Genomic DNA, 10,537 nt, shown 5'->3' with positions numbered 1-10,537 from the left:
AAAAAGTAAGATTTAAAAACTTGAATTGACTTGATATAAAAGAATGATGTCACCCTCAACGAATCCACTAAACATCAGGCTAACCTCCTCTTTTGAGATTGGGAAAGGGGATTTGATTAGGAGATAAGAAAGGTTATTGAGATTGCTCAAATCATCTGTTTTGAGCCTAAGTGAAGATTTCTCTAGATTCTGGGCTAATTCTATTTGTAGGATTTTTATGGTTCTGATTTCCTTGCCAGAACTTTTTAGCAATCCTATAGAATTGATATCTGAAATTAGTCTTTGGGGATAAGGTTTATCGTAGTAGACAACAGTTTGTTCTTTAAAAAATATGGTTGGAACATTATCGAATACCAAAGACTTTAATTGAACCAAATCAAGTTCCCCTTTGGAATCAGGATCATTTAAGTTGTAAACCGTTTCTGATAAACTTGAATCATCACCAATAAAAACATGTTTGATTATTAGATCAGGTTTACCTTGTGCAGTACTTTGAGCAAAAACCTTGGAAGGGATATCCAATAATAACCAAAAGAAAAGTATAGCCACTTGGGCTATTGCAGGATTAAACTTTTTCATAATAAACACTTTAATTCGAAGAGTTTGGTGATTACTCACCTTTTTAATTTTTTCTCAAAAAACCAAAACCATGTCAGGCTTTACTTTTTGAGACTTAAAAGCCACTAGAATGCTTTTATTTTACTTTTAATAAAGGCCTTTGAAAAAGAAAAAGCATTTACAAATGAGTGTTTTAGTAAAGCTTTAAATTTGAAATGCCTTTTCAATAAAATTGTAGGAAGTTAAAATCTAAATAACAGGGTGATTTATCGATCTTATCTACGGTTCAAAAGTTTAAATTTTAAAATGAAAAAGAAAACTTATGTTTTACAAAGCAAAAATGTGAGCGTTATTTACTTTTTTAACCTGATTTTCGTAAAACCAAAAATGTAGTATTCAGACAGGGTTTTACGTAATCTAGGCGTTTGTTCAATGATGGGTTGATTTTTTTTCTTTATTATTCCTTAAAAAACTTCTGAACATGTATAGAATCCCAAATATTTATCGAACCTTTTTTTCCTTGGTTTTCTTCTAGAAAACTTAATTTTAATTACGAAAAAAAGCTGCCTGTAAGATGGTTAATCCCAGGCAGCCTTTTTGATAAATAGACTCTAAACATTAAAAAGTGCAACAAAATTTAATTTCATTTAGGATTGGATCCGTTTAATTGGTGCCAATTAAAACCATCTAGGGTTTTTCATTGTGACTTTTCTTGCTGAAAGGTAGTATCCTACAGAAATTTCGTGTGAATTGGTCCTCATATTCTGCAACACGTTCAGGTTTTGATCGTAAGCGTAGCCGATTCTTAGGTTTGGGGTAGCGAATATTTCTCCAATAAAAGCTACTGCATTTCTTTTGCTTAGCGAACCTGCTTCAGGGTTTTCGTTCATGATATTAAGATTAGACCTGTAAGAAGCACCTAGCCAAAGCCTGTCCATAAAAAGCATCATACCATTTAGATCGTAGGTAGTAGGAGAACCATTCACTTGCTTAACAAGGAAAGATGGTTTGAATTTCAGATTATCAGAAACATTTAGTAAAGCGCCTGCTGTTAAGTAGAAGTGAATGTCGTGGTAAGCCAACGCTACATCTTCTCTTTCCAAAGCCCCTTTTCCAATGAGATTGTAGGCACTTAGACCTGCATAAAATTTGGAGTTATGAAAAAATAGGCCAAGGTTCATATTTGGAGTCATCATGTTTACAGTCCCTGTTGGTATTTCGGAATCATTTTCATGAATGGCTTTAAGCATATCTCCATTGATGCTATATTGTCCTACACCTGCACTTGCCCCTAACCCAAGGAACGATTCCCTTCCTGTTTGGATCCTATAGGCGTAAGATAACATGGCAGAGGTTGTACTGGTAGGGCCGATTTTATCCGCTAGCACGGTTGCCCCAAATCCCATTAAGCCTTCATTGGCACTAAAATCTGCTGTTAAAGTAAAAGTTTCCGGTGCGCCTTCAAATCCTACCCACTGACTTCTATAAGTACTTTGGACGTAGCCTTCATTTTTATAACCGGCATAAGCAGGGTTGATATGTAAGCCATTGAAAATATACTGGCTAAACTGTGGTAATTGTTGTGCATTGGATTCTGAAAAATTCAAAGAAGAAACCAATAGAATGATTGCGAGTAATCTAAATGTTGTTTTCATAACTTTTAAAATTTTGGGTCGGGTGACCTGTTTGCGAGAAGATATTTGTTTAGAGTTTTTAAAAATGATTCAAATCGTTATGAAAGGATTTAAATACATTATTATGATGTAAATATAGTATAAAATGTTTTTCATATCCAAATAATATTTAAAAAAAATTTTATGAAATACATTTATTAATATTTGAAAAGTGTTTTTATAGATATTTATGGATTTGTCAGAAAAGTGTTTAAATGAATGAAATTTGGCTATTTCACTCGAAAATTTTTTCCAAAAAGTGTTTATACATTGAATTTAAAGGTATTTTGTAATTTCCATATCGAATACAGTAAGTCTCTTGAAATTCAAAAAAAGGAAAAAAATGGTTTTTTCATCAATAAAATCAGAGCGAAAAAAAAATTAAAAAAAAGTAAAAAAAATGGCCGCCTGATTTTCAGGCGGCCATTTTATGAATTCGGATTATTTGTTTTAGAAACCTCCTTTAATCTTTACCGTACAGTTCTTTGCTGATGGCTTCATATTTGTCGCCGGGTATCCAAGTTGGCTTTTTACTCCAATTGGCTATGTTCTGGGCCGCTAAAATGTATGACTTCCAATATAATAGGGCATAATCCAAATCAAAATTATCGACATGGTCACTGGGTTGATGGTAATATTTATTGATTTCATCATCAAAAGCTGTAAATCCCAAACTGAAAGTGGGAGCGGGGATTCCTTTTCGGGCAAAATTTACATTGTCCGAGCGATCGTATAATCCTTGTTCGGGAGAGGGGTCTGAGGTAGCTTTTAGTCCAAAATCAGAAGCTGCAGCTTCAATCAATGGGTCTGCTGTTGTCCTTCCCAATCCTATGACAGTTATAATTGAAGTGTCATTGTATCCTCCATTGTCAATATTAAGATTGAATATGATCTGATTAAGCGGGATTAAAGGATTTTCAGAGAAATAAGCTGAACCCAAGAGTCCTTTTTCTTCAGCTGTCCACGCACATAATAAAACGGAACGTTTTGGCGGATTTTTTGCAAAATACTTAGCAGCATTGATGACAGCTACAGTTCCAACAGCATTGTCCCTTGCACCGTTATATATTGAATCGCCTTCTGCATTTGGCCTGCCCACACCAACATGGTCATAATGTGCTGACAACATGATATACTCATCTTTAAGTTTTGGATCTGTTCCTTCGATTATTGCAACCACATTTTTCCCTGTGATTTTCCTGTTGATTTTTCCTTGGATCTGTATTTCAGTTGTAGAAAATTCTCCCTTACCAATGGCATTGATTATTTCATTATTTAAATCCTTAAGCCATATATATGGTATCGTCTCTTCTCCTTTTGAATTGTCTACTGTCAGTTGGGGCCGGTTGAGGAAATTCGTAACAAGGTTCCAAGGAACTGAAGGTACATTATACATTTCTATCAAAGCAATGGCTCCTTTGGATTTTGCCAATGTAATTTTGGCCCTTCCTGCGCTGAAAAGATCTGCCGGACTCAATCTGTTTGGGGCACCCACATTGGTCACTACGATTTTTCCTTCAACTTCTAATCCATTATAGTCTGATTCCTGACCATAGCCTACTACAACCATTTCAAATTTGCCTGATAAGGAAGGACCATCCAATACCAAAAGTCCATCACCTTGTTCAAAAGAACTGTTGCCAAGAGAAACCTTTCCTTTGGATGGAGGAGAGGAAAGCCTGAAAGGAATATTTTGGTAGTATCCATTAGCACCGTTGATTTGTTGGGCACCATATTTCCAAAACTGCTCTGAAATGTATCTTGCTGCTGCATCTATTTCTGGCCTAATTGGATCCCGTCCCATCAATTCATCCGAAGCCAAATACCTGAAGTGAGATATTGCTTCCTTTTCGTTAAAATCTTTTTCAATACTGCTTTTTTGGGCATGAACCTGAAATGTCAGGATGGAAAATGCCAATAGTAATGTTTTTCTCTTTGCCATAATGCTAATTAAGTCTTGGGGTCAATAGATTATTAATAATGTCTAAAGTAAGCGGTCTTGGTTCGGGTTTTTGGGATATATTAGAATTTTATTTCAATACAAAGGAAAAGAAAGTTAGGCCAGGTTACGTTTTTAATTAGAGTATGGTAAAAAAAAACAGTCACTAGGACTGTTACTATAATATGAAAGTTGATTTAAGAATTTATTCATTTTCCTCCATTTCTCGGTAAGCAATGATGCCTCCTAATAGATTCCTTACTTTGGTAAATCCTTGGGTTTCCAGAAATCTTTTAGCATTCCCGCTTCTTGCGCCGGACCTGCATTGCATTACAATTTCTTTATTTTTAAAATCTTTTATTTCATCTAGTTGATGCGCCAATTGACCCATAGGGATATTGAGTGCGCCAAGATTGTCTTCTTCATATTCCCATTCTTCCCGGACATCTATAAAAACAAAGTCTTCCTTGTTGTCTAGTTTCTTTTTAAGTTCTTCTACGGTAATATCTTCCATGATTTGTCTATTTTACTACTATTCTGAATGACTTTTGATCTTTGTTTATGGTGGTTTTTATAACATATATTCCCCTTTGCATTCCTTCAAAATTAACACTTTTCCCTTTCTCATTGTCTGTAATGGGAAGTATAATATTTCTACCCATCGGATCATAGATATTGATGGCATCTATTTTGCCTTCAATTACCAATAATCCCAAAACTGGATTGGGATAAATTTTTAGAGGAATTGTAGCTTCTGACTCATTCTCAAATGGAGGCGTTTCCAAAAGATGGGCCCGCATCATCAATGAACCTTCCACGGTTTCATTTTGGACCCATGAACCTGTAGCATTAAAGAAAATTTCACTTCCATTATCGTAAGTTTTGTCTAATCCCACATAGAGGAAATCGTTGGTAAACTGAGTGAAACCTATATAAAATGTCCCATTGATCTCAATGTTTTGGTCAATTTCAAAATAGCCAAATTCATTCAGAGATTCCTTGGTCGGGATAAATACCTCTTTCTTGTAGATAGGTGCTTCCTCTAACTCTTTCCAAACCATTAGGTCAATTACACCTCCCAATTGTGTGAAATTTGTAAAGTTTATGCTTATTCCTTTTAAGTATACGCTACTGCTAACCTCATATCTGACAGCAAGCATCCCTGATCGTTGGTTTATTCCTGCTGAATAATCAACACTTCCGTCATCATAGGCCAAAAAATCCCTCATGGGAATAACTGTCCTTACTGTATCATTTATCCTAAAATCCACCTCGGGGTAGGTTACGTTAACTCCGTTTTCAACCCCACTCAATAATCCATCTCCAGTAACCAAGTAGCTTACAATTTCATAATCCATTTCTTCTTCGGGCAGGGGAACTTCAAAAATTAGGTTGGAAGTAAAGGTCCTCCTTTCCTGGGCAATAGGCACTGGGTTAAAAGGCGTATTGCTATTGATCGATTTGACTAGGGTTTGATTTTCTTTTTCCCTGATTTCAAAAGAATATTCCATTGCTCTAAACCCCCTGTCAAGGTTCTTAAATTCATTGGAGGTGGATTCCCAAGCCAAATCAGCATCCTTTTTCAATAAGAAAAGAGGAATTGCGGCATATTTTTCAAAAGGTCTGCTGTTTGAAACGGTCAAAGCCCTATCAGGGAATGAAAGGTCAGTCAAAGACCTGTTTTTGTTCAGGTAGACATAATCCAATATCCAACTGTCAAATGGTCCGGAACTTCTTCCCTGAATCTGAAATCTGAACTGAAAGCCATCATGCAAAAACTCGGGAAGCAATTGAATGATCTGAGGGGTAAAGAAAAATTCCTCGGCAGCCAAGCCTCCTGATTGCTCCCAAACATTGACCCATAAGCTATCCTTATCTAAAAACTGAAGCAGGATGTTATCATTGGAATCAGGCATTTCAGCTTTTCCCCCAGGTTGCCAATAGAAACTCAAATACACTGAATTTGCTTCAGCTAGACTTAATTCTGATAGATTTATTGGTAGTGAAGTGATTCTGTCAGTAAATCCCTGTTCAAACTGTACAGTTGAATAAGGCCTGCCTTTTTCATCAATGCCATCAAGTAGCAATGTGCCGATTGAAGGGGCGGCGTTGGCAACTGTAGTTGACAGGGTTGCTCCCTCACTCACCCATTTGTTGGTGTCTATTTGTATTCCCGAAAAATCATCCCAAAAAGGAAGAGTCAAAGGCCTTTCCTGAGTTCGATAATTCCTTTGATTTTGAGTTTTGTTAACAGACTGAGTGGGAGTCGGAAGCTGTTGGAATTGGGCAATAGAAGAATACGGACTTAAAATAAGTGCCAAAGCAATCACTTGAAGAGGTATTGATCTCAATAATCCCATTTAAAAATTATTTGCGCGTTTTTTTGCTTCAGAAATCCAGATATCGATGGGTTCTCCGGTTTTTACAGACGCTCCCGCAGGTGGCATCTGTTTTATGATTATTCCTGAGGCAACACTATCAGTTTCAACATAATTGATATTTCCCATTCTCAATCCTGATCCAATGATCAAAAATTCCGCATCTATTTCATCTAGGCCGGTCAGAGAGGGTACTTCGAGGATTTGATTTCCCAATCCATCACCCACTACAAGATCTACCTGCGATCCTTTTGGGATTTCAAAACCTTCAGGAATGCTTCTGCCTCTATATTTTTGTTCCAAAACCACATTGATTCCGATATCAGGAACGTAGATTATTTCACCCCGGACCAAGCCCACATTTCCGAGAATTTCCTGAGCATTTTTCAAAAGACTATTTACTAAGTTGGGCATTTTAATCAATGGTGCATTACGTGCATTCAGTGTGACGTATATTTTTCTTCCTCTTTTTACTTTGCTGTCTGGAGTTGGGTTTTGCTTAAGAACCGAAAACGGTTTTGCTTCTGCATTGTACCCGCTGTCAATATTGACTTCGAAAGTCAGGTCTCTGTCAGAAAGAAATTTCTGAAGTTCATCTACTTCAAACCCTTCAAGATTTGGCACAGTCACAGTCTGACCGTGATTGGTATAAGAAGGAAGATAAATCTTTAGAAAAATAAAAGAAAGTAGCGTGATGGTCAGAAAAACCAAACCGAGGTGTATGGCAATTTTCTTTAATGAATCTTTCGTATTCCTCATGAATCAGTAGTAATCTTTATGCTAACGTATAAAGGTAAAATTATATTTGCTTTCTAAACAACAAATATCGTCAAATAGCGACTAGCTATGAAGGTATTTGTCAATGAAAAAAGTCGAAGTCCAGAATATGGATCTTCGACTTTTAAACTTATTTAAAGTATTCTAATACTATTGGATAAACAGTTTTCTGGTTTCAGAGACTGACTTACTTGTGATTTTTAAGATAAAAAACCCTTTTGAAAATTGCTTTGAAGTGAAAGTATATGTCTGATTTAAAGTATTAGGGTAGTCGACGTCGTGCAAAAGAGCACCCGTGGAAGAGAATATCTGAATATTAACGGACTCGAAATTTGTAAAATTGAAAGCTACATTGAAATAGTCTGTTGCAGGATTTGGATAAAGGGTAACCTTTCCCAATTCAGGCACTACAGGTTCAGGATTTGCAGATATAAAGAGTTCAATATTATCCAAGTATATCGAACTGTTTTCTTCGTCACTGTTTTCAAGAACAAAGGCTATCCGTGAATTTTTCTTATTTTCGCCGGCAAAAGGGGTCAGGTTTACAAAGTCCCTTACAAACTCAGACCGATTATTTGGGTTTGCATTTGCTGCTTGGACCGTTGTAATTTCAGACCCGGTTTTTCTATAAACTTCAGTGTAACTATCCCCACCATCATCACTTGCCATGACTTTTAGTACGGTATTTGGATTGACTACCCCTGCTGCTCTATCAAAGAAAATACTCGCTTGAGGACTGATCGACAAATCTAATATTGGAGAGCCTAGCCAAAAACTGTTTTGGGAAGGTGTGATTTCCACTTTACTTACATTGCTTCCGATGGTTCCTGTCTGTAAAGGGGAAATTACCCAAGACGGAAACTGATTTTCGGGATTGATGCTGATCCAAGGGCCAATGCTAGATGTTCCGTTGAAATTTTGCCTGAAAGGTGCCCGAGTTTTTTCTGTATCCATATTCACAAATCTTCTCAAAGTAATGGGATCCCTTTCATTTTGATCAAAATTCGGAAAAAGTACGGTATAGGATAAGGTGTTGATTCCTAAGCTTGTTGATTTTGGAAGATTGATACTAGCTGTTTCACCTGCTGCCAAAGGATCAGCTCGGGCGATGAATCCTTGGTTTAAACTTCCAGAAATCCGCCTGAAGATAAATCCTGAAATCGGAAGATTACCGGTGTTGGTTACCGAAATCACTTCATTTTCATGGTTATTGGAACCGATAGGAGTAGGGCTGACCAATTCCGTCAGTTTAAGGTCATATTTATAAGTTTCTTCGGATAGGATCTCAATGTCTTTGATATAAAGGTTGTTTCCGAATCCGTTTCGGGCGATAAATGCAACCCTCACATTACCTATCCCTGCAAATTGGCTTAAATTGACGATCTCCCGTCTAAATTGAGAAGCGCTTGTAGGGATAAACTCATCAATTGTAGGAGTAGTGGTACGAAGGAAATTATAATCCTTATCATAAGGCGCATTTATGATATCAAAGGAATTTCCACAATCAGTTGAAACGGCAACAAGCAAATAGTCCCCAAAAGAATTGTTATTGAAGGGCCCGTATGCCATGTTGAAAGTCAGCTGGGCATTCTGAAAGGTGCTGAGGTCTATCTGTGGTGAGATGAAGTAATCCAATTCTCCAAATGCCTCATATTCATAATTTCTGATAAATAGCGCCTGTTGAGGCTGACCATCCAAGACTACTTGGGTTGCCTGCCATGTAAAGAGGTCGTCAGGGTTTTGGATTACCCACTTGTTTCCTATATCATTGAAGTCGAAAGTATAAGGCAAAGGAACCACCGGCTGAATACTTGGACGGGATTGAATAGTATTATTTGATGGATTGGAATCTGTAACACCGTTTACAAGCCTAATTGTTGCAACAAAATTGTTAACAGAGGAATTTAAAACAATAGGATCAAAAAAAACTGTTGTTCCCTCAGCCGTATTGAGGTTTAAGGTAAAGTTTTTTGTCTGCAAGAGAACTCCGTTATTCCTTATTTCAATTGTTGCTGAGGTAACACTGTTGGTGCCCCTGTTCAAGACCTCTAATGTTGGCGTGATATTCAGATCACATACAAGGTCTTGAGGGTCAATTATTCTTTGGACTGCAAGGTCATTTTCAAAGAGCTGTGGAACTACTGTACCACGTCCATTTACCAAGGAAGCCCTTCTTGGGCTTTCTGCCAATACCACATCCATTCTAGCCACCTGACCGATTGTGAAATTATTCATGCAATTGTCAGGAGTATAATCCATGTAATTTTCAACAAGGTCTCTGGTGTTACAGGTAAATCTTGGATTATTCGTTCTACAGGCATTATTTGAACCACTTTGAAGTGGAGTATCTGCTACAAAGTCATCCACTGAACAATCCCCATCTCCCCAAATATGCCGCAATCCCAAAAAATGACCAACCTCATGCGTTGTAGTCCGGCCTTTAGAACCTGCCACGGCATTACCCCCTTCCCCAAAATACCGGTAGTCAACTGTAACACCGTCTGTTTCCCGGGAATTGGCAGGGAAATTAAGTCCCGGTAGGTTGGAAACTGGAAAAGATGCATAGCCTATAAAGGGTGACGCCAAAGTCACTACCCACATATTTAGATAATCTTCAGATGGCCAAAAAGATGTTTGACTGATCAATTCAACATCACCTGAGCTGTTGGGATTGAAGGAAGTTTTTGGACTCAATACCCTCACAATACCATTTGTAGGTAAGCCGTTTGGGTCTTGCTTTGCCAAGACGAACTCGACGTTGGCATCTGCCACAACCCCCAAAAACTCTGTGGGAGTCGATATCGTATCTGCATTGAGTCTTCTAAAATCCTCATTCAAAATCCGGATCTGGGATTCAATCTGAGAGAGTGGAATATTGGAAGCTGAGCCTTCAGGCGTGCCATTATGGAGGATATGGACAACTACAGGAATAACCCTTTTGTCAGCTTGTTTTCGTTGCTGTGAATCAAAACTTTTTTTCTTTTGGCTTATTTCCTTTGTAATCCAAGACTCAAAAAATTCCTTGCTGCCATATAGTCCGAGCTTTTCTTCCTGCATTTTTTCCATCAGCACATGTGCACATTTCTCATCATGGACGTGCTGAAGGGGTTGGCCAAAAAAATTCTGGGCATCAACTTTGAAACTGGCAAGGGAAATCAACAAGATCAGGCAGAAACCTATTCTATGGCCAAAGGATTTTATTCTCATCCGCG

The 10,537-nt window shown here is 37.6% G+C and carries 7 protein-coding genes; all 7 read right to left on the bottom strand.

Annotated features, from left to right (window positions below; translation table 11 throughout):
- Positions 1-12 precede the first annotated feature (12 nt).
- The 7 genes from MMU07_RS12900 to MMU07_RS12870 all read right to left on the bottom strand — a co-directional run bounded on the left by MMU07_RS12900 (position 13) and on the right by MMU07_RS12870 (position 10,532).
- On the bottom strand, positions 13-579 hold the full coding sequence (locus MMU07_RS12900; RefSeq protein ID WP_241126289.1) for a hypothetical protein: 567 nt from the start codon (positions 577-579) through the stop codon (positions 13-15).
- A 656-nt stretch (positions 580-1,235) separates the two neighbouring features.
- A complete protein-coding gene (locus MMU07_RS12895; protein ID WP_241126288.1) occupies positions 1,236-2,213 on the bottom strand; it encodes a PorP/SprF family type IX secretion system membrane protein in 978 nt (325 codons plus the stop codon).
- Positions 2,214-2,694: 481 nt separating this feature from the next.
- On the bottom strand, positions 2,695-4,173 hold the full coding sequence (locus MMU07_RS12890; RefSeq protein ID WP_241126287.1) for a M28 family peptidase: 1,479 nt from the start codon (positions 4,171-4,173) through the stop codon (positions 2,695-2,697).
- A 202-nt stretch (positions 4,174-4,375) separates the two neighbouring features.
- On the bottom strand, positions 4,376-4,684 hold the full coding sequence (locus MMU07_RS12885) for a rhodanese-like domain-containing protein (protein ID WP_241126286.1): 309 nt from the start codon (positions 4,682-4,684) through the stop codon (positions 4,376-4,378).
- A gap of 7 nt (positions 4,685-4,691) precedes the next feature.
- Positions 4,692-6,530: a T9SS type A sorting domain-containing protein gene (locus MMU07_RS12880; RefSeq protein WP_241126285.1), complete on the bottom strand. Its 1,839-nt coding sequence runs from the start codon at positions 6,528-6,530 to the stop codon at positions 4,692-4,694.
- Positions 6,531-7,307: a PASTA domain-containing protein gene (locus tag MMU07_RS12875; RefSeq protein WP_241126284.1), complete on the bottom strand. Its 777-nt coding sequence runs from the start codon at positions 7,305-7,307 to the stop codon at positions 6,531-6,533. It lies immediately after the preceding gene.
- A 168-nt stretch (positions 7,308-7,475) separates the two neighbouring features.
- Positions 7,476-10,532 carry a M43 family zinc metalloprotease gene (locus MMU07_RS12870; protein WP_241126283.1) on the bottom strand — a complete coding sequence of 1,019 codons (3,057 nt, stop codon included), beginning with the start codon at positions 10,530-10,532 and terminating at the stop codon, positions 7,476-7,478.
- Positions 10,533-10,537: the final 5 nt, after the last annotated feature.

This window comes from Cognataquiflexum nitidum (genome assembly GCF_022538055.1).
GTDB lineage: Bacteria > Bacteroidota > Bacteroidia > Cytophagales > Cyclobacteriaceae > Cognataquiflexum > Cognataquiflexum nitidum.
This window is presented reverse-complemented; position numbering and strand designations above follow the sequence as displayed.